Genomic DNA, 19,283 nt, shown 5'->3' with positions numbered 1-19,283 from the left:
GGACGGACACACATTATGAGCACTTTTTATGTCATGGCGCCGCCGGATCTGAAGGATCCCGTCGCCAGTCCGCATGAGGCAGATCGGCTTGTCTTTGTCGCGGATGGGTTCTCTTGGGCTGCCTTTGTGATTTCGATTGTCTGGATTGTCTGGCACCGCATGTGGCTGGTTCTTCTCGGATATCTGACGGTCACGCTGGCGTTGGAAGTAACCGCCGCATTTGCTGGTGGCATAGCACCGGCGGTCGCGGCATTTGCTGTTGCCTTGCTGTTTGGTTTTGAAGCCAATGGGCTTCGCCGCTGGACGATGGAGCGCTCCGGCTGGAGGCTTCTCGGTCTCGCCTGTGGGGCGGACCAGACAGAGGCCGAGTTGCGTTTCTTCCAGTCGCTTCAGTCCAAATCCGCCGGCTCTTCGCCGGCAAGCCAGCCCCCTGCCCCGATTGTGCGGCCGTCCCGCGTGATCCCGAAAATTGGGACGGAAACCGTTGTCGGTCTGACTTTGGGACAGGAGGCGAGCCGATGAGCATCGCCATTATCGACTACGGATCGGGCAACCTGCGCTCCGCGGCCAAGGCATTTGAACGCGCCGCGCGGGACCATGCCCGGACCCCGGATGTCATCGTGACGGCAGACCCGGAGCGGGTACTCAAGGCAGATCGTATTGTTTTGCCTGGTGTCGGCGCATTTGCTGATTGCAAACGCGGTCTGTTTGCGGTCGAAGGCATGCCAGAGGCGCTGGAAGAAACAGTGCGCAAGCAGGGCAAGCCGTTTCTCGGCATCTGTGTCGGCATGCAACTGATGGCCTCCCGCGGGCTTGAGTTCGAAACGGTCGAGGGCTTGAACTGGATCGAAGGTGATGTTTCCGAAATGAAACCCACCGACCCTGACCTCAAGATCCCCCATATGGGCTGGAACACCATCGATGTGCGCGGTGCCGGACATCCGGTGCTCAAGGATCTCGACACTGGCCCGGATGGGCTGCATGCCTATTTTGTCCATTCCTATCATTTCGCCACGGCGCGTGCGCAGGACTGTCTGGCGACTTTTGATTATGCCGGGACATTCACGGCGATGGTCGCCAAGGACAACATGGTCGGAACCCAGTTCCACCCGGAAAAGAGCCAGCGGCTCGGTCTCGGACTGATCGCGAATTTTCTGGACTGGACGCCCTAACAAGGAGGTACTCATGGCCAAAGGCTATTGGATTGCACGCGTTGACGTGCGTGACGCAGATGGTTATCCGGCATATGTCGAAACCGCGAAGCCTGCGTTCGAACGCTTCGGTGCGAACTTTCTCGCTCGGGGTGGCCAGACAAACGCAATCGAGGGGCCGGGGCGCGCACGGAACGTTGTCATCGAGTTCCCGAGCTTCCAGCACGCTGTCGACTGCTACAATTCTCCCGAGTATCAGGAAGCTGTAAAGATCCGCCAGAAGGTTGCCGACGGCGAAATCGTCATCGTCGAAGGCCAGTAGGCTGACATGAAAAAGGGTTACATCGTCGCGCGCGTCCAGATCAATGATCCGGAGGGCTTCAAGACCTATCTGGATATCGGACTGCCTTCTCTGGACAGGTTCGGTGGTCGTTCGCTTGTGCTTGGCGGGCAGTACACGACCTTCGAAGGACAGGATCGCGAGCGCCACGTTGTAATCGAGTTCGACAGCTATCAAACGGCACTCGACTGCTACAATTCACCGGAGTATCAGGCCGCGGCCGAAATCCGGAAACGCTACGCCGAGACGGATCTCGTCGTGGTCGAAGGAACCTAGAAAAGCCCATGACCATTCTTTTCCCCGCCATCGATCTGAAAGACGGCCAGTGCGTTCGGCTGAAGCTCGGAGACATGGATCAGGCGACCGTCTTCAATGATGATCCCGGCGCCCAGGCGAAGTCTTTTGAAGATCAGGGCTTCGAATGGCTTCATGTGGTTGATCTGAACGGCGCCTTCGCCGGCGAAAGCGTCAACGGTGCAGCGGTCGATGCCATTCTGGCCGCAACAAACAACCCGGTGCAGCTTGGCGGCGGCATTCGGACACTGGAGCACATCGAGGCGTGGCTCGACAAAGGCATCACGCGCGTGATCCTGGGGACTGTCGCGGTTCGGGATCCGGAGCTGGTGAAGGAAGCCTGCAAGCGTTTTCCGGGCAAGATTGCCGTCGGGATCGACGCAAAGGGTGGCTATGTGGCTGTCGAAGGTTGGGCAGAAACCTCCGAGCTGACGGCGGTGGACCTGGCAAAACGTTTTGAAGATGCTGGCGTTTCGGCGATCATCTATACCGACATCGACCGAGACGGCATCCTGAAGGGGCTGAATATCCCTTCCACCCTCGAACTTGCCAATGCGGTTTCAATTCCGGTCATTGCCTCTGGTGGTCTCGCCTCCATTGACGATGTCAAACGCCTCCTGGAGCCGGACTGCGGCATTCTGGAAGGCGCTATTTCCGGCCGGGCACTCTATGATGGGCGTCTCGACCCCCAGGAGGCGATGGCCTTGATCAAGGCAGCGCGCAAGGAAGCATCATGACCCTCAAGGCCCGTGTCATTCCCTGTCTCGACGTCAAGGACGGCCGTGTCGTCAAGGGCGTCAACTTTGTCGATCTTGTTGATGCCGGAGACCCGGTCGAGGCCGCAAAGGCTTATGACGCGGCCGGTGCGGACGAGCTTTGCTTCCTGGACATCACCGCCAGCCACGAAGGCCGGGACACTATCTTTGACGTGGTGCGCAGAACTGCTGAAGCCTGCTTCATGCCGGTGACTGTCGGCGGCGGTGTTCGCACGGTCGAAGACATTCGCAAGCTGCTGATTGCCGGTGCCGACAAGGTCTCCATCAACACTGCTGCGGTCAAGAACCCCGAGTTCATCCGTGAGGCGGCAGAAAAGTTCGGCGCGCAATGCATCGTCGTCTCCATCGACGCCAAGCAGGTGAATGCAGAAGGTGAGACCGACCGGTTCGAGATCTTCACCCACGGCGGTCGTAACCCGACGGGGATCGATGCGGTGGAATTTGCAAGGAAGGCCGTGGAACTGGGCGCAGGTGAACTTCTGGTGACCTCCATGGATCGCGACGGCACCAAGTCCGGCTATAACATTGCCCTGACCCGTGCGATCGCCGATGCGGTTCCTGTTCCCGTGATTGCCTCTGGTGGCGTGGGAACACTTGATCACATGGTTGAAGGCATTCGCGATGGCCACGCCACCGCCGTGCTGGCAGCCTCCATTTTCCATTTCGGCGAATACACCATTCATGAAGCCAAGGCGCATATGAATGACGCAGGTGTTGCCATGCGGATGAATGGCTAGGCGCGGTCTCTCGCGCTTTTAACATGAGCAGGCTCAATGCCGGGGCTTCGGCGGAAAGACTAGACCAATGACGAATTTTACTCTTGCCGATCTGGACGCCATTATCGCGGCGCGGGCCGCCAGTGATGATGAGATGTCCTACACGCGTAAATTGATGGGTAAGGGCGTGGCGAAATGCGCCCAAAAACTGGGGGAAGAAGCGGTCGAAGCGGCTATTGCGGCCGTTCAGCATGATCGGGGCGAGCTTACAGCGGAAGCTGCAGACGTCCTTTATCATCTGCTTGTCGTTCTCAAGGTCTGCGATGTCAGCCTGGAGGATGTCATGGCAGAACTGGCACGTCGGACCGGGCAAACCGGTCTGGAGGAAAAGGCTGCCAGACCTCGGGATTGACTTTCCCGGCTTGGTCGGCCGAGTTTTGCAGCAGGGGCTGCTATTGAACATGGATCAGACAGTCGAGTTGAAGCGGGACATGGATTTGTCTCCGTATCGTGTCTTTACCGAGCGGGAATGGGCCCGGTTGAGAGCCGATACCCCAATGACCCTGACGGGCGCGGAGGTCGCTCAGCTTCAGGGTCTCAATGACCCCATGTCCATAGAGCAGGTCGAGAAGATCTATCTGCCCTTGTCGCGGCTTCTGGCCTTCTATGCTGAAGCGACTGTCGGTTTGCATCAGGCGACCCAGGAATTTCTTGGCATTCGCGATCGAAAGACGCCGTTCATCATTGGCGTCGCCGGATCGGTATCGGTGGGCAAGTCGACGACTTCCCGTGTCTTGCGCGAGCTTCTGGCGCGTTGGCCCGCCAGTCCGAAGGTGGACCTCGTGACCACCGACGGCTTTCTGTATCCAAACGCCGTTCTGGAGGCCGAGGGCCTGATGCAGAAGAAGGGCTTTCCCGAGAGTTTCGACCGCCCACGGCTTCTGAAATTCCTCTCCGACATCAAGGCTGGCCGCCGGAATGTGCGCGCGCCGATCTACTCCCACTTCTATTACGACGTCATGCCCGGCCACACGGTCACCGTGGACAATCCGGACATTCTCATCGTTGAAGGGTTGAACGTTCTGCAGACTCGGGAGTTGCCGAAGGATGGCCGGGCTGTGCCGTTTGTTTCCGACTTCTTTGATTTCTCGGTCTATATCGATGCCGATGAAAAGCTGCTGCTGAATTGGTACGTCGAGCGCTTCATGCGTCTTCGCGAAACCGCCTTCCGCGATCCGGGATCGTATTTTCACAAATACTCGCGCATCAATGACAAGGAAGCCCTGGCGACGGCGCATCAGATCTGGAGCCAGATCAACCTGGTGAACCTCCGTGACAACATTCTGCCAACGCGGCCAAGGGCGGATCTGATCCTGACCAAGGACGCCAGCCACAAGATTGCAAAGGTCGCCCTTCGCAAGATCTGAGCCGTGTCCTGGACACAAAAAGAAAACCCCGCCGAACGTCTGTCCGGCGGGGTTTTTTATCGATCTATTTCAAAGCGCTAAGCGGCGGACCGCTTGCGTACCTCAGCCAGGAAGCCGGACACGGTCTGCTTCAAGTAGTTGGCATTGTCTTCCAGCTGCCGCGCCGAAGCATCGACGGTTTCCGCGGTCGACTTGGTGTTTTCGGCAGCTTCGGAGACGCTTTCGATATTGGTGGTCACTTCGATCGTGCTCCGGGAAGCCTCTGTCGCATTGACGGCGATTTCCTGGGTCGCGACGCCCTGCTCTTCCACAGCGGAAGAAATCGAGCTGGCGATCTCGTTCATCTGGTTGATGATCTCTGTGACCGAAGAGATGGCGCCTGCAGCCTGCTCGGTTTCGCCCTGAATGGCTGAAATCTGGCTGGAGATCTCTTCGGTTGCCTTCGAGGTTTGGGTCGCAAGTTCCTTAACCTCGGCGGCAACAACGGCGAAGCCCTTGCCGGCTTCACCGGCACGAGCGGCCTCGATTGTCGCGTTCAGAGCCAGAAGGTTGGTCTGTTCGGCAATGGCCTGAATGAGTGTCACGACTTCACCGATACGACCGGCTGCGTCGGACAAGCCATTCATGCGCTCGTTGGTCGAGCTGGCCTCGGAAGCTGCCTTGGCGGCGATCTCGCTTGAGGACTGAACCTGGCGGCGGATCTCGTTGACAGATGCAGAGAGTTCCTCTGCAGCTGCAGCCACGGTTTCCACGTTGTGCGAGGCCTGCGAAGAGGCAGTCGACACATGACCGCTCTGCTCTGTCGTGCGGGCCGCACCGTTGGTCATTTCGGCAGAAGCGCTCTGGAGGTTCTGAACCGACTGCTCGATCACATCCATCATTTCCATGATGCGACTGTCGAAGTCGCTGGACAGCTGCTGGATTTCCTCGCCACGGTGAGCCGCTGCTTCTTGTGCTTCCTGCTGGTTGACCTCAAGAGACTTGCGGTTGTGCTCGTTCGAAACGAAAACTTCCATGGCGGAGGCCATCTGGCCGATCTCGTCACCCCGGTCTGCACCGGAGATCTGGATGTCACTGTTCCCCTCTGCGAGGCTGTTCATGTTCGAGGTGAGTTCGGAGAGCGGCACCGTTGTGCTGCGAATTGCTAGGAAAGCAATTCCAAGCGCAGTAACGGCTCCAGCTACAGCGATCAGCAGCACCATGATGGCTTGATCCCAGAATGCGGCATCCAGGTCATCCACGTAAACGCCCGTTCCGATCATCCAGCTCCATGGCTGGAAGCCAACGCCCCAACCATACTTTTCGATCGCGACGTCACTGTTGGCGCGAGGCCAGTAGTAAAGCAGCGAGCCGCCACCGGCCTTTGCCAGATCGATCAGCTCTGCCACGATCCTGACGCCGGTCTTATCCTTGAAGTCGATCATACTCGTGCCATTAAGCGAAGCTTTTGGGTGCACGATGTTGATGCCGTCATTGTCGTAGACGAAGATATAGTTTCCGCCATCAAACCGCATGGCGGCGATCGATTGAGCTGCAGCTGCCTGCGCTTCTTCGCGCGACATTTCCCCGGCTGCTTCCTTTTCGTGGAAGGCAGCGGCAATTGCCTTGGCGCTGTCCGAAAGACTTTGGATCTGCTTGATGCGTTCGCCAAGCATGGCGGTGTGAAGCGAACTCAGGCTGATTGCGCTCAAGGCAGCGGTAAACGCCAGAACGATGATAACTGGCAGGCTGATCTTCCAGAAAAGCGGCCAACGCGAAAAGGACATGACGACTAGACCCTTGAATTAACGATATGGGTCAAATATCGCCTAAAAAGATAAGCAAGTGATTAATGTATCAGTCGCTAGGAAAAACTATCAGGAATGATGGATACTCGTAAGTGTACTTTCATACCTGTAGCATTGATAAAAACAACAATGCAACTCTCGGTATTTTCTACCGCATTGCACAAAAAACGTCTCTGAGGCCTGGGCGAGACCAGGTTGCGTTCTGAATCTGACCGCGAAGGATATAGCCCTGAGCGGCGTAGCTGAAGCTGGAGGGGCCACCCTGTCGTGCCAGCGTAACGACGCCTTGTCCCATTTCCGCGACTGTTGCGGTGCTTCCATCAGCTGAAAAACGGACCTGGAGATCGACGCCTGCGGTACAGAGATAATCAGCAACCCTGCCATTGGCGGAGAGAGTCGCCGCGTTGCGGTTGTCGAAAGCGGGCCCAGGTCCTGCGCCGACACTTCCAGGTGGGATGGGTCCTGCAGGCAGGAATGGTTCTTGAGGCGCACCAAAGGGCTGAGAAGGCGCCGACGGGGCGGTGTTGCCACCGGAAATGACAACTTCTCGATAGGGCGTCCTGCTGACGTAGATGCCAAGGCACTGGCCGCTGGCGCTGCGCACCATCCAGGCATGTGAGACATAAGTCTGCTGCTCGAGAATCTGGCCGGGCTGTAGGCGGGCGTAGACCCGTTCGCCGCCGTTGTAATCAATCCAGTGGACGTCGACAGCGTCGCGGCTTGTGTTGCGGAAAACGATTTGTCCCGGCCGATTGCCGTCGAGAGACCGGACACGGCCAAGCTCCCGGCACGAAACATCTGAACCGGCCGCGACAGGTGTGCCGCCCTGACCTGGAAGACCGCCTTCACCAAGAATGCGCTGCGGCTCGGAACAGGTCGCGACGAAAAGGCGTACCGGCTGAGCACTGCCCTTGAGCGAGACGGCATAGGGCGGGGTCCCCTGAACCTGCACCGTCAGTTCGGATTGGGCAATGAGAGCCTGCCAAAGCGGGTCCGTCATCGGCAAGGCGATCTGCGGAAAAGATTGGCCGTACTGATTGCTTGTGCTGCTACCAATCGCCGTATAGGTGGCGGAAAAATCGCCAGCGACGATTTGCACAGGCTGCGTGACGCCCTCGGCCGTGGCCGAAGATGTCTGGCTAAAGACGATGGTTGCCTGACCCGATTGCGTACGGCAGGCTGCACGGAAGTCGATATCGTCGGTTTCAGGCACGCCATGAGTGAGGTCGGTTCGTGTGCCCCCGCCGCTGCCGGTCTGAGCGGTCCAGACCCGCGCGTCAGATGCTGAGATGATGATGCCATTTTGGCTGCTGGGTGGACTACCAAACGTGTCGGAGGACGGCGTTGCTCCATCACCAATGCCGGACAGATCAGACCCACTGTCGATCTCGACCTGCTCCAGAGGTTTCAGGAGACTTTCTGGCTCTGAGGTCACCAGATCCGTATCAGGCGTTACAATTGCAGGTTTTTCGGTCGTGACCGGTTGCAATCCGCCAGAAGAAGGGGCCGCTTGCTCGGTTATTGTCGTCGCGTTCGGTGCTGTTGGGGTAGCGGGCGCAGAGACTGTTCCTGATGTTCCGCTGATAACACGTGCCTTGCCAGGTTTACCGTCATTGGTCACGTCAACCACAAGGGTTCCACCCGAACAGATGTCAGCACTGCGATGGAGCACACGGCTGTTTTCGAGGGTGACCTCAAGCTCGACGTCGCAGGGGGGGAGTTCTGCCGCACTGCCCAGCGTGTCGATCACGACACCTGCGTCGTCCCGGCTGATGATCGGCCGATACTTGCGGTCTATCGTGACGGAGCGGATACCGGGCTTGGCCGGCTCGACGTTGATGCGGATGGTCTCGGGCGCAGTTTGTGCGAAGACTGTGGACGTGGCAACGAGGAGTAGGGTGCCCGCGAGCCCTGTTAGGAACGGACGGGAAGGGCCTATCGCCGAAAGCGGCATGGACGGACTCCGTAAGCTGCCAGAAGAATATCGAATAATTTTTCGGAAAGTTACTCAAAACACACTGAAAAGAGCAAGCTCTCGCGGCCCTCGCCGGTTCCCTTTTTCGAAAAATCAGCGTGGAGCGCGTTTTGCCAGGATCCGCTGCAGCGTACGGCGGTGCATATTGAGCCGCCGGGCAGTCTCGGACACATTCCGATCGCATAGCTCATAGACCCGCTGGATGTGTTCCCAGCGGACGCGGTCTGCGGACATTGGATTCTCGGGCGGGGGAGCCTTTTCCTCGGGGCGCCGGGAAAGCGCGGCGAGAATGTCGTCCGGGTCGGCGGGCTTGGCCAGGTAGTCGACAGCGCCAAGTTTTACTGCAGTCACGGCAGTCGCGATGTTGCCGTAGCCGGTCAGGATGATCGCCCTGCAATCCGCACGTCTCTGTCGGATCGCCTCAATGACATCAAGACCATTGCCGTCTTCCAGGCGCATGTCGACAATGGCAAAGGCAGGGGCCTGCGAACCGACCTTGGTGACCGCCTCACGGACGCCGTCGGCCGTCTCGGTTTCAAAACCACGTTTTTCCATGGCCCGGGCAAGACGCTGCTGAAAGGCCTTGTCGTCATCGACGATCAGAAGGCTCTTGTCTGCAGATGTTTCCAAATCCGGTATTTGCTCGGTCATGGTCATTGTCCGGTTTTTCTTGCTTTACGCTGGCACAGTTCATTTGGATTACTGGCAGCGGTCTTTGATGGCTTTTCCAAACCCTAGCCCTTATGCAAGGAAAAGTCCTGCCCGTCCATATGCCCGAGAGATTCTATCGCCGCCCGTGGCCAAGTCACGCGGATGTGCGCGCCGTGTTCGGGTGGCGCGCGGTTCTCCAGGAAAAGCTTGGCTCCGGTGCGTTCCAGCAGGGTCTTGGCGATGAAGAAGCCGAGTCCCAGACCTCCGCCTGCGTCCTTGCGCGCGGTTTTGCCGCTGCGAACCGATACATAGGGATCGCCAATCTTTGCAAGAACATCCAAAGCGAACCCCGGTCCGTCGTCCCTGATGGAAATACTGACCGTCTTGGTGTCCCAAAGTGCTGAAACGTCGACCGTCGTCTCAGCGAAGTCGATGGCGTTTTCGAGAAGATTTCCAAGTCCATAGCGAATGGCTGCATTTCGGCTGCCAACCGGTTCCGGACCCTGGCCAGTGGCAGAGACGGCAATCTTGATACCGAAACCCCGGTGAGGATCGATGACATCCTCAATCAGCTGAGAAACCTTCATGGTCTGATAGGTCGCATCCTCATCGCTGGAGAGGCTGGTCAGCTTTCGAAGGATATCCCGGCATCTTTCCGACTGGGACCGGATCAGTGCAATGTCTTCCGCGCGGGGGTCCTCCGGCTCGAATTCGTCCGAAAGCTCTTTGGCCGCCAGAAAGATTGTGGCAAGCGGCGTTCCCAGTTCATGTGCGGCCGCAGTTGCCAATCCGTCGAGGGCGTTGAGATGCTGTTCCTTCGCAAGGACAAGCTCTGTCGCGGCAAGAGCATCGGCCAGTTGTCGCGCTTCTTCTGCAACGCGGAAGGCATAAACCGCCATGAAGCCGAGCGTCGAGACCAACGCGATCCAGACACCGATCGAATAAACGGCCGGCAGATTGAAGCCACTTCCGCCTGGCCAGGGCAGCGGCAGGTGAAACACGGCAAGAACGCTGGCGCAGAACGTTGCCAAAATGCCCAGAATAAGGGTGTTGTGAGCCGATAGCGCAGTGGCGGACACCATGACCGGTGCCATGAGCAGGAACGCAAAAGGGTTGCCGAGGCCGCCTGTGAGAAACAGCAACCCGCTCATCTGCAGGATGTCATAGGAAAGCTGCAGCGTTGCCGCCCTTTCGGAAATCCGCAGAGAGGCCGGCGAATAGATCTTCAGAAAGACATTCAGCCAGGCGGAGAAGGCAACCAGCGAAAAGGCGAGCCCGATCGGCAGCGGATAGCCAAGACCGATATGCACCACAAGCAGTGCGGCCGTCTGGCCGCCGACTGCCAGCCAACGAAGACGCACCAGCGTGTCAAGTCTGAGACGGCGGTGAGTCAGCGAGAATTGGGTTTCCGGATGATCGAGCATGCCCTCTTTTTGAAGCGGTTTCTGGCCGCTTGCAAGGCCGTTGCTCTTGTGTGACGCGGCCCTAAGTGGTAGCCACCAGCAAAACGGGTTGTGCGGCGGAAGCGGGTCGCCAACCGACGGTCTACCTCGTTTTGGAGGCCCGTCCTGAAAAGCGCCGCGAAACGGAACAAAGACAAGATGAGCGATACCAACGACGCCGGCGCACAGCCGCAGGCTGAAAACGCCCCGGCCGCGCCGGGAATGAACATCCTTGGTCAGTACATCAAGGACCTGTCATTCGAAAACCCGAATGCGCCGCGCTCTCTGCAGCAGGGCGAGCAGCCAAAGCTGGACATCAATGTCAATGTCAGCGCACAGCCGGTTGGTGAAGGTCAGTTCGAGGTCGTGCTGACCCTGAACGCGAAGGCCGAGCGTCCGGACATGGTGATGTTCAACGTCGAGCTGGTCTATGCCGGTCTCTTCCGCATCACGGGTGTGCCGGATGAACACATGCATCCTTTCGTGATGATCGAATGCCCGCGCATGATCTTTCCGTTCGCACGCAACATTTTGGCCGAAGCAACGCGCAATGGCGGGTTTCCACCACTCCTGCTCGATCCGATCGATTTCGCCCAGCTTTATCGCCAGAACATGGGCGATCAGCAGCCGAAGCCAAACTGATCCGGCTTTCGGATTGAATTGAAAAAGGCCGTGGCATCCGCCGCGGCCTTTTGCATTTCAGGGATCGTGCCGTGGCGGTCAGGTTTCTTCCAGCATTTCCGCCCATGTCTTCGGGGCGTCGCCATGAAGCGGATTTTTCTTTGACCGCTTGTAGCGGATCGTTTCCATTCGAAACGAGCGGGCGTCAAACAGCATCAGGCGGCCGACGAGACCCTCGCCTGTGCCGGTGATCTCCTTGATCACTTCCATCGCCTGCATCGCCCCGACAATTCCCGTCAGCGCACCAAGAATGCCCGCTTCTGCGCATGTCGGCAGGAGTCCATCGCGGGGACGGTCGGGAAACAGGCAGCGATAGGTCGGATGGGGCACACCGTCGGCATTTTCCTCGAAAGGGCGCAGGGTGGTGAGAGAGCCATCAAACTGTCCGACGGCTGCGGTCACCAGCGGTTTCCTGGCAAAGAAACACGCGTCCGAAACCAGATAGCGGGTGCCGAAGTTATCTGTGCCGTCGGCCACCAGATCGTAGTTCGAGATCAATTGCATGGCGTTGTGACCGGCAATCCGGGTCGGGTGAGGCTCGACTTTCACGTTGGGATTGAGCCGGATAATCGCCTCGGCAGCACTGGCGACCTTGGGCTCGCCGAGCTGGTCCGTGTCATGAATGACCTGCCGTTGCAGATTGGACAGGCTGACGGTGTCGTCATCGACGATGCCCAGTGTCCCGACGCCCGCTGCAGCCAGATACTGCAGCAATGGCGCGCCAAGCCCCCCTGCCCCGATCACCAAGACCCGGGCGTTCTTGAGTTTTTGCTGCCCCGGTCCGCCGATCTCCTGCATGACGATATGGCGGGCGTAACGTTCAAGTTCTGCAGGTGTAAGCATGGAGTTTTCCGGTTGCCTGGGATGTTTGGCGTCGAGCCATCATATTGAGTTGCCAGCCGCTAGCCCAAAAGGCGGCTGACGAGCTTGGCTGTGTAATCGACCATCGGGATGACGCGCGCATAGTTGAGACGCGTTGGGCCGATCACGCCGAGGACGCCGACAATGCGCTGTTCCCGATCGCGGTAGGGCGAAACGACGATCGATGACCCCGACAGGGAAAACAGGTTGTTCTCCGATCCAATGAAAATCCTGACGCCGTCGCCCTTTTCCGCAAGGCCCAGAAGCTGGATCAGATCGCGCTTGTTTTCCAGGTCATCGAACAGCAGGCGGATGCGCTCAAGATCGCCAACGGCCTCAAGGTCGGTGAGTAGATTGGACCGGCCACGCACAATCAGTGTTCCCGGCTCTTGCTCGGAAGCACCGCTCCACACCGCGAGGCCTGCATCGACCACCTTTTGGCTCAACTGGTTGAGTTCGGCTTGATCGACATCTTTGACCCGCTCCAGCTCCTTTTGGACTTCTGCGATCGTCCGGCCCTGCAAATGGGCGTTGAGATAGTTTCCCGCCTCGATCAGGGCCGAGGGCGGCAATCCGGCGGGAAGGTCCACGACGCGGTTTTCGACTTCTCCGTCCTCGCCGACCAGGATCGCAAGTGCTTTCAGAGGCTCGATGCGCACGAATTCGATGTGTTTGAGCCGCATGTCAGACTTGTGGGTCAACACGACGCCGGCGCCACTCGACAGGCCGGAGAGCATCTGGCTGGCCTCGGTCAACACCTGTTCGGCGGAATTGGAGCGCTGCGAAGCGCGCACCTGCACCTCTATCTGTTGCCGCTCGTCTGCGCTGAGATCACCAACTTCAAGCAGTGCGTCGATGAAAAACCGTAGCCCGATCTCTGTCGGAAGCCGGCCCGCACTGGTGTGGGGTGAATGCAGGAGCCCCATGTGTTCAAGGTCCGACATCACATTTCGAATGGACGCCGGGGACAGCGACATGCCCAAGGCACGCGATACATTGCGTGAACCGACGGGCTCACCGGTGTCGAGATAGGATTCCACGATAGACCGGAAAATTTCACGAGAACGCTTGTCGAGATCGCTCAGACTCACGCTGGCCGCTCCTTGTTAATCAATGACCCAATCGGACCTCAAGAATATTACCCTAGATATAGGCGCAAAATCGGCTTCCGTTGCAAGCAGGCCTTTGCGTTGTCCGCGATCAAGGTCTACAAGGCGCGGGAGAAGCCCGGATAATCGGGACAATTGCCGTCATGATGGACGGCTTTTTAGCAGTGACTTGGGAGCCATTCATGCGTCCGTCCAAACGCGCCGTCGACGAACTTCGTCCCGTGACCCTTGAACGTGGGGTGTCAAAGCACGCGGAAGGCTCCTGTCTCGTCAAATTCGGTGACACACATGTCTTGTGTACGGCCAGTCTCGAAGAACGCGTCCCGCCCTGGCTTCGCGGTCAGCAACGCGGCTGGGTCACTGCCGAGTACGGCATGTTGCCTCGCGCAACTGGAGACCGCATGCGCCGCGAGGCGAGTGCCGGCAAGCAATCCGGTCGTACTCAGGAAATTCAGCGCCTGATTGGTCGTTCCCTGCGCGCCGTGGTGGATCTGGAAGCGCTGGGCGAATACCAGATCTCGGTGGATTGCGATGTGATCCAGGCCGATGGCGGAACCCGGACAGCTGCAATCACTGGCGCTTGGGTCGCCCTGCGCGACTGCGTTGAGTGGATGCGTGCCCGCGATATGGTCAAGAAGCAGGAGGTCCTGAAGGACCACATCGCCGCAATTTCCTGCGGGATCTATAGCGGCACACCGGTTCTTGATCTGGACTATGCTGAAGACAGCACGGCCGAGACGGATGCCAATTTCGTAATGACCGGGTCTGGCGGCATTGTCGAGATTCAGGGAACCGCGGAAGGAGCACCTTTCTCCGAAGAGGAGTTCGGTCAGTTGCTTGGCCTCGCCAAGACAGGCATCGGACGTCTCGTCGATCTCCAGAAGATGTCGATTCTCTAAGGATACCGTCATGAGCCACCGCAAGCTTGAACCAGGCCGACTGGTCGTCGCCAGCCACAACAAGGGCAAGATCCGCGAGATCAACGAATTGCTCGCGCCTTACGGCTTTGATGTCGTTTCTGCAGGTGACCTGGATCTTCCGGAGCCGGAGGAAACCGGTACTACATTCGAAGCGAATGCGGAATTGAAGGCAGTTGCCTCGGCAGAAGCATCCGGTTTGCCTTCGCTTGCGGACGATAGCGGCTTCTGTGTCGAGATTCTGGACGGCGATCCCGGGATTTATTCCGCGCGCTGGGCAGGTCCGGACAAGGACTTTGCAATGGCGATGCGTAATGTCGAAGAGAAGATGCAGCAGAAAGGGGCAGTGAACCCCGATCAGCGGCGCGGATCCTTTGTTGCCGTTCTGTGCCTGGCATGGCCCGACGGTCACAAGGAGTTCTTCCGCGGCGAAGTGGAGGGCCAGATTGTCTGGCCACCGCGCGGCGAAAAAGGCTTCGGCTACGATCCAGTCTTTCAGCCGGATGGACATGAGCGCACATTTGGCGAGATGACGTCGGACGAAAAGCACGGCTGGTCAAAGACCGAGCCGGCATTGTCCCATCGTGCCAGGGCCTTTCAGCTCTTCTCAAATGCCTGCCTGGAGGATTGATGGCCGACGTTGCGGTGAAGGCGCCTGATGGTGGCTTCGGGATCTATGTGCATTGGCCGTTCTGCGCAGCCAAATGCCCTTACTGCGATTTCAATTCCCACGTTCGTCATCAGCCGGTGGACCAGGACCGTTTCGCCGCTGCCTTCGAGCGCGAACTGACACATTTTGCCGAACTCACGAAAGGCCAGACGGTCCAGTCGATCTTTTTGGGCGGCGGAACACCGTCGCTCATGGCGCCAAAGACCGTTGAGCGGATCCTGGATTGCATTTCCGGTCTCTGGACCATGGATGCCGCTGCCGAGATATCGATGGAGGCCAATCCGTCAAGCGTCGAGGCCGAGCGTTTCCGGGGGTATCGGTCTGCCGGCGTGAACCGTGTCTCCCTTGGGGTCCAGTCCCTTCATGATCGCGATCTCAAGCTTTTAGGGCGTCTTCATGATGTGGATACGGCGATCAGAGCCATCGAAACCGCCCGTGAAACTTTTCCGCGCCTGTCCTTCGATCTGATTTATGCGAGGCCCGACCAGACCCCGGAGGCCTGGAAGGCCGAGCTTGAGCGTGCAATTGCGCTCGCCGCCGATCATTTGTCGCTCTACCAGTTGACGATCGAGGAAGGCACCCCGTTTTTCACGCTCTACAATGCCGGAAAGCTGAAGATTCCCGATCCGGAACTGGGCGCAGAACTCTATGAGCTGACACAGAGTGTGACGGAGGCCAATGGGTTGCCAGCCTATGAAGTCTCAAATCATGCCCGCGCTGGAGCGGAGTGCCGCCACAATCAGGTTTATTGGCGCTATGGCGACTATGTCGGCGTCGGTCCTGGCGCCCATGGGCGCTTGTCTGTCGGCGTAAACAAGCTGGCGACTGCCATCGAGCGTCACCCGGAAACATGGCTCGAGAATGTCGAAACTCATGGTCACGGCATGGTCGAGAACGTCGGCCTGACCGAGGAAGAGCAGGGCGATGAGTACCTGCTGATGGGCTTGCGGCTTGTCGACGGCATCGACCTTGCCCGATATGAAGCTCTCGCGCACCGCAAGATTGATCCCCGCCGTCTGGCCGCTCTTCTGGAGCATGGCATGGTGGAGGAATTGGGAAGCAATCGCCTGCGCGCGACGCGTGACGGTTTTTCCGTTCTGGATGCCGTGGTCGCCGACCTCGCAGCCTGATCTGCCGACCTTCAAATTCATATTCCCTTGAATCTCAGCACCTTCGATACCTCTCGAGGGCGCTGAGCCTTCATCGAAATAGCGTTTAGACGTCTCAGAATCCTCGGAAAATAGCAGTATTGCTACGGATCCCCTGTTCGGCCTATTCTGTTGCAATGCAATAAGGCGTCGAAGATGCCGACCGGCTCCCAAGCCGGGGGAGATTTTGCAAGGAGACGCGCGCGTGCCGTTCTACCATCTCTACGAGCTCAATCATGCCGTCATGGGCCCCGTGCGGGCTGCCGCTGACATGACACGCCTGTACTTCCAGAATCCGCTCAATCCGATGACCCACACCGAATATGGCAAGTCGATCGCGGCTGGCTGTGAAGTGATGGAGCGCATGACCCGCCGTTACGGCAAGCCGGAATTCGGGCTTGGCGAGACGACGGTCGGTGGCGTGAAGGTTCCGGTACACGAGAACGTCGTCTGGTCGCGCCCTTTCTGTGATCTGTTGCATTTCGAACGGGCAACAGAGCGCAAGAAGGACGATCCGAAGATCCTTGTGGTCGCTCCGATGTCAGGCCATTACGCCACTCTTCTGCGCGGAACCGTCGAGGCCTTGCTGCCGCGGGCGGACGTCTACATCACCGACTGGATCGATGCGCGCATGGTGCCTCTCCAGGACGGCAAGTTCGATCTGGACGACTACATCGACTACATCATTTCGATGTTGCACTTCCTTGGCCCGGACACGCATGTTTTGGGCGTCTGCCAGCCGTCCGTCCCGGTTCTGGCTGCTGTTGCTGTCATGGAAGGGCGCGACGACCCCTATGTTCCGTCCTCCATGACCTTGATGGGTGGACCGATCGACACGCGCGTAGCGCCAACCGCGGTCAATGATCTTGCGATGGACAAGGGCATCGACTGGTTCAAGCGCAACGTGGTCATGAAGGTGCCCTTCCCGCACCCTGGCTTCATGCGCGATGTCTACCCGGGCTTCCTCCAGCTTACGGGCTTCATGTCCATGAACCTGGACCGCCATATGACGGCTCACCGGGACTTTTTCCAGCATCTGGTCGAAGGTGATGGCGATAGCGCTGAAAAGCACCGCGATTTCTATGATGAATATCTGGCCGTCATGGACCTGACAGCAGAGTTTTACCTTCAGACTGTCGAAAACGTTTTCATTGAGCATTCCCTGCCGATGGGAACGATGATGCACGGCGATACGCTGGTTGATTGCTCAAAGATCCGCCGAACGGCGCTTCTGACCGTTGAGGGTGAGAAGGACGACATCACCGGTCGCGGGCAGACAAGGGCGGCGCATGCGCTTTGCAGCAATCTCCCCGAGGAGATGAAGGCACACTACGAGCAACCGAATGTCGGTCATTATGGCGTCTTTAACGGCTCTCGCTGGCGGGCCGAGATCGCACCGCGGGTCATGGATTTCATTCTGTCGAACCGCCCGGACCGTAAGGGCGCTGCCCCGAAGGCTGCGGCGACGGCAAAGCCCGCAACCGCCAAGCCGTCGACCAAAGCTGCGGCACCTGCAAAGCCGACTGCGAAAAAAACCACCGCCGCGAAAGCGCCCGCCGCCGAAAAACCGGTCCGGAAAGCCTCGGTGAAGAAGGTGGCGGTGAAGGCAGATCCACTTGCCGAAATCCTGCTGGCGAGCCCGCGAGGGGTAGCTGACGACCTGAAGGCTATCGATGGCGTTGGTCCGAAGCTTGAGCAGGCTTTGAACGAAGCCGGGATCTTCCACTTCTGGCAGATTTCGAGCCTGACTGATCGGCAGATCGAGGCACTGGATAACAAGCTTGATTTCCGTGGCCGCATCGCCCGTGACAACTGGATCGACCAGGCCCGCAAGCTGTCTGAAGTTGTCAGTTAGGCAACCTTTTCAGGGCGCAAAAAGATAATTGATCGAATAGTGGGAACCGGGCTAACCGCCTTGGTTCCCTTTCTCTTTTAGGTCTCGAACCTGCTCTCGTGAAGGTTACTCTGTCTCTCTTTTTCTTGAACTGGCTGCTTGTCGACCCCACGTAATTTGCCGTGGATGTCAATCATGGGTGAAACAATGACGACGACAAGTTGTTCGATTAAGCCGGGCTGGACACCGGTATCTATCGGTTTGATGGTCCTTGGTTTCGTGGCGTTTTGGCCGCTCGGTCTGGCAATGCTGGCCTATATCCTCTGGGGTGACCGCTTCAGTGGGATGGCACGCGATGCTCGTGACCAATGGCGCGCAAGTCCCCTCAAAGGAGCAGTAGACCAGATGGCCAGCGGAACCGCCTATGCCCGAACCGGCAACGTCGCTTTCGACGAATATCGCCAGAAAGAACTGAAGCGTCTCGAGGAAGAGCGTGCCAAGCTCGACCAGATGCGCGACGAGTTTGACAACTTTCTGACCGAACTTCGCCGGGCGAAGGATCAGGAAGAATTCGATCGCTTCATGTCCGCAAAGGGACGTGGCGCACCGGATCTTGCTTGATAGCGCTCATCCCGCGTGATCAAGTCTGGCGCAGACAGGGGATGTTGTGACGGAGAGCGGCGCTGCCAAAGTGCCGCTTTCGTCGTTTGTAGGCACCGCGTAAGCTCTCGTGACCTGATTCGAACTGGCCCGCGACCCCAATGCTAATGCGCTCGCGCCGCAAGACGGTGCTTCCCGACCATATCGAAATCGACGCAGATGGCGCGCCTCTGCGCATCCGCTTGAGAGCCGACCCGCGCGCGCGCCGTTATCTCTTGCGTCTTCCCGCAGATTACTCAGGCCCGGTGCTGACGGTTCCAGGCGGAGGCAATCTTGCGCGTGCGGAGCGTTTTGCGCGCCAGCATGTTGATTGGCTTCTGGAACGGCTTGAAAAACGGCCGGAGCACGTTGCCCTTCGTCCTGGAGACCTGGTTCCTCTGCGTGGCTGCGACCATCGCATCGCGGCGACCGGAAAACTCCGTGGCTTGGTGCAAATCCGGACAACAGATATGCCCGAATTGCTTGTGCCGGGCGCTGAAGACCACATTCCGCGCAAGCTGACCACCTGGCTCAAGGTTGAAGCCAAAGCCGATCTTGTGCGCGTGACGCATCATCATGCCGGGCGCATTGGCGAGGACATAGCCGGTTTGACAGTGCGTGATACCAAAAGCCGCTGGGGTTCTTGCGCCTCAAATGGCAAATTGTCCTTCTCCTGGCGGCTTATCCTCGCCCCGCCTGAAATTCTTGATTATGTGGCGGCACACGAAGTTGCTCATCTCAGGGAAATGAACCATTCCGCCCGCTTCTGGCGGCTTTGCGAAGAATTGGCTCCGCAGACGCCTGAGGCTCGCAAATGGTTGAAGGAGAATGGAGCAAGGCTCCACGGCTATGGCTAGCCTTCTGC

21 protein-coding genes are annotated in these 19,283 nt (G+C 58.4%); 15 read left to right on the top strand and 6 right to left on the bottom strand.

From position 1 onward, the window contains the following. The first annotated feature begins 15 nt into the window (after positions 1-15). The 8 genes from ABJZ52_RS13385 (at position 16) to coaA (ending at position 4,704) form a co-directional block, all read left to right on the top strand. Positions 16-522: a DUF2628 domain-containing protein gene (locus ABJZ52_RS13385; RefSeq protein WP_348190012.1), complete on the top strand. Its 507-nt coding sequence runs from the start codon at positions 16-18 to the stop codon at positions 520-522. Next, positions 519-1,172 (top strand): imidazole glycerol phosphate synthase subunit HisH, encoded by a 654-nt coding sequence (gene hisH, locus ABJZ52_RS13380; protein ID WP_348190010.1) that lies wholly within the window; start codon positions 519-521, stop codon positions 1,170-1,172. The genes ABJZ52_RS13385 and hisH overlap by 4 nt, the downstream gene beginning before the upstream one ends. 13 nt (positions 1,173-1,185) lie before the next feature. Then, the gene (locus ABJZ52_RS13375) at positions 1,186-1,473 is read left to right on the top strand and encodes a DUF1330 domain-containing protein (protein ID WP_213217067.1); all 288 of its coding nucleotides are present in this window, start codon (positions 1,186-1,188) and stop codon (positions 1,471-1,473) included. 6 nt (positions 1,474-1,479) lie between these two features. Beyond that, entirely contained in the window at positions 1,480-1,767 is a 288-nt protein-coding gene (locus ABJZ52_RS13370; protein WP_348190007.1) for a DUF1330 domain-containing protein, read from the top strand. Between the two features lie 8 nt (positions 1,768-1,775). Beyond that, positions 1,776-2,522 (top strand): 1-(5-phosphoribosyl)-5-[(5-phosphoribosylamino)methylideneamino]imidazole-4-carboxamide isomerase, encoded by a 747-nt coding sequence (gene hisA, locus ABJZ52_RS13365; RefSeq protein WP_348190005.1) that lies wholly within the window; start codon positions 1,776-1,778, stop codon positions 2,520-2,522. Then, positions 2,519-3,298 carry an imidazole glycerol phosphate synthase subunit HisF gene (hisF, locus tag ABJZ52_RS13360; RefSeq protein ID WP_348190003.1) on the top strand — a complete coding sequence of 260 codons (780 nt, stop codon included), beginning with the start codon at positions 2,519-2,521 and terminating at the stop codon, positions 3,296-3,298. Before hisA ends, hisF begins: the two co-directional genes overlap by 4 nt. A 67-nt stretch (positions 3,299-3,365) precedes the next feature. After that, positions 3,366-3,689, top strand: a complete 324-nt coding sequence (locus ABJZ52_RS13355; protein ID WP_348190001.1) for a phosphoribosyl-ATP diphosphatase — start codon at positions 3,366-3,368, stop codon at positions 3,687-3,689. 49 nt (positions 3,690-3,738) lie between these two features. Continuing rightward, the gene (coaA, locus tag ABJZ52_RS13350) at positions 3,739-4,704 is read left to right on the top strand and encodes a type I pantothenate kinase (RefSeq protein WP_348189999.1); all 966 of its coding nucleotides are present in this window, start codon (positions 3,739-3,741) and stop codon (positions 4,702-4,704) included. Between the two features lie 77 nt (positions 4,705-4,781). Here the strand turns inward: coaA and ABJZ52_RS13345 are convergent, their stop codons facing one another. The 4 genes from ABJZ52_RS13345 to ABJZ52_RS13330 form a co-directional block, all read right to left on the bottom strand. Further along, positions 4,782-6,470, bottom strand: coding sequence for a cache domain-containing protein (locus tag ABJZ52_RS13345; RefSeq protein ID WP_348189997.1), 1,689 nt, complete (start codon positions 6,468-6,470; stop codon positions 4,782-4,784). 169 nt (positions 6,471-6,639) lie between these two features. Beyond that, positions 6,640-8,445: a hypothetical protein gene (locus ABJZ52_RS13340; RefSeq protein WP_348189995.1), complete on the bottom strand. Its 1,806-nt coding sequence runs from the start codon at positions 8,443-8,445 to the stop codon at positions 6,640-6,642. A 114-nt stretch (positions 8,446-8,559) separates the two neighbouring features. After that, positions 8,560-9,123 (bottom strand): ActR/PrrA/RegA family redox response regulator transcription factor, encoded by a 564-nt coding sequence (locus ABJZ52_RS13335; protein WP_348189993.1) that lies wholly within the window; start codon positions 9,121-9,123, stop codon positions 8,560-8,562. A gap of 77 nt (positions 9,124-9,200) precedes the next feature. Further along, the gene (locus ABJZ52_RS13330; RefSeq protein ID WP_348189991.1) at positions 9,201-10,541 is read right to left on the bottom strand and encodes an ActS/PrrB/RegB family redox-sensitive histidine kinase; all 1,341 of its coding nucleotides are present in this window, start codon (positions 10,539-10,541) and stop codon (positions 9,201-9,203) included. A 177-nt stretch (positions 10,542-10,718) separates the two neighbouring features. Here ABJZ52_RS13330 and secB point away from each other — a divergent pair, with 177 nt between their 5' ends. Beyond that, positions 10,719-11,201 (top strand): protein-export chaperone SecB, encoded by a 483-nt coding sequence (gene secB, locus ABJZ52_RS13325; protein WP_153771674.1) that lies wholly within the window; start codon positions 10,719-10,721, stop codon positions 11,199-11,201. Positions 11,202-11,279: 78 nt separating this feature from the next. On the opposite strand, the gene moeB is transcribed toward secB, so the two are convergent. Then, positions 11,280-12,083 carry a molybdopterin-synthase adenylyltransferase MoeB gene (gene moeB, locus ABJZ52_RS13320; RefSeq protein WP_348189988.1) on the bottom strand — a complete coding sequence of 268 codons (804 nt, stop codon included), beginning with the start codon at positions 12,081-12,083 and terminating at the stop codon, positions 11,280-11,282. Positions 12,084-12,142: 59 nt separating this feature from the next. Beyond that, positions 12,143-13,192, bottom strand: a complete 1,050-nt coding sequence (gene hrcA / locus ABJZ52_RS13315) for a heat-inducible transcriptional repressor HrcA (protein ID WP_348189986.1) — start codon at positions 13,190-13,192, stop codon at positions 12,143-12,145. Between the two features lie 200 nt (positions 13,193-13,392). Here hrcA and rph point away from each other — a divergent pair, with 200 nt between their 5' ends. The 6 genes from rph (at position 13,393) to ABJZ52_RS13285 (ending at position 19,275) form a co-directional block, all read left to right on the top strand. After that, a complete protein-coding gene (rph, locus tag ABJZ52_RS13310) occupies positions 13,393-14,109 on the top strand; it encodes a ribonuclease PH (protein WP_348189984.1) in 717 nt (238 codons plus the stop codon). 10 nt (positions 14,110-14,119) lie between these two features. Next, positions 14,120-14,758, top strand: a complete 639-nt coding sequence (rdgB, locus tag ABJZ52_RS13305) for an RdgB/HAM1 family non-canonical purine NTP pyrophosphatase (protein ID WP_348189982.1) — start codon at positions 14,120-14,122, stop codon at positions 14,756-14,758. After that, complete coding sequence (gene hemW / locus ABJZ52_RS13300; protein WP_348189980.1) at positions 14,758-15,927, top strand: radical SAM family heme chaperone HemW; 1,170 nt, start codon at positions 14,758-14,760, stop codon at positions 15,925-15,927. Before rdgB ends, hemW begins: the two co-directional genes overlap by 1 nt. A gap of 223 nt (positions 15,928-16,150) precedes the next feature. Continuing rightward, complete coding sequence (phaZ, locus tag ABJZ52_RS13295; RefSeq protein WP_348188700.1) at positions 16,151-17,800, top strand: polyhydroxyalkanoate depolymerase; 1,650 nt, start codon at positions 16,151-16,153, stop codon at positions 17,798-17,800. Between the two features lie 186 nt (positions 17,801-17,986). Next, positions 17,987-18,400 (top strand): DUF2852 domain-containing protein, encoded by a 414-nt coding sequence (locus tag ABJZ52_RS13290; protein WP_348190040.1) that lies wholly within the window; start codon positions 17,987-17,989, stop codon positions 18,398-18,400. A gap of 140 nt (positions 18,401-18,540) precedes the next feature. After that, positions 18,541-19,275: a SprT family zinc-dependent metalloprotease gene (locus ABJZ52_RS13285; protein ID WP_348188696.1), complete on the top strand. Its 735-nt coding sequence runs from the start codon at positions 18,541-18,543 to the stop codon at positions 19,273-19,275. Positions 19,276-19,283: the final 8 nt, after the last annotated feature.

The organism is Roseibium sp. (genome assembly GCF_039982295.1).
Classification (GTDB): domain Bacteria; phylum Pseudomonadota; class Alphaproteobacteria; order Rhizobiales; family Stappiaceae; genus Roseibium.
This window is presented reverse-complemented; position numbering and strand designations above follow the sequence as displayed.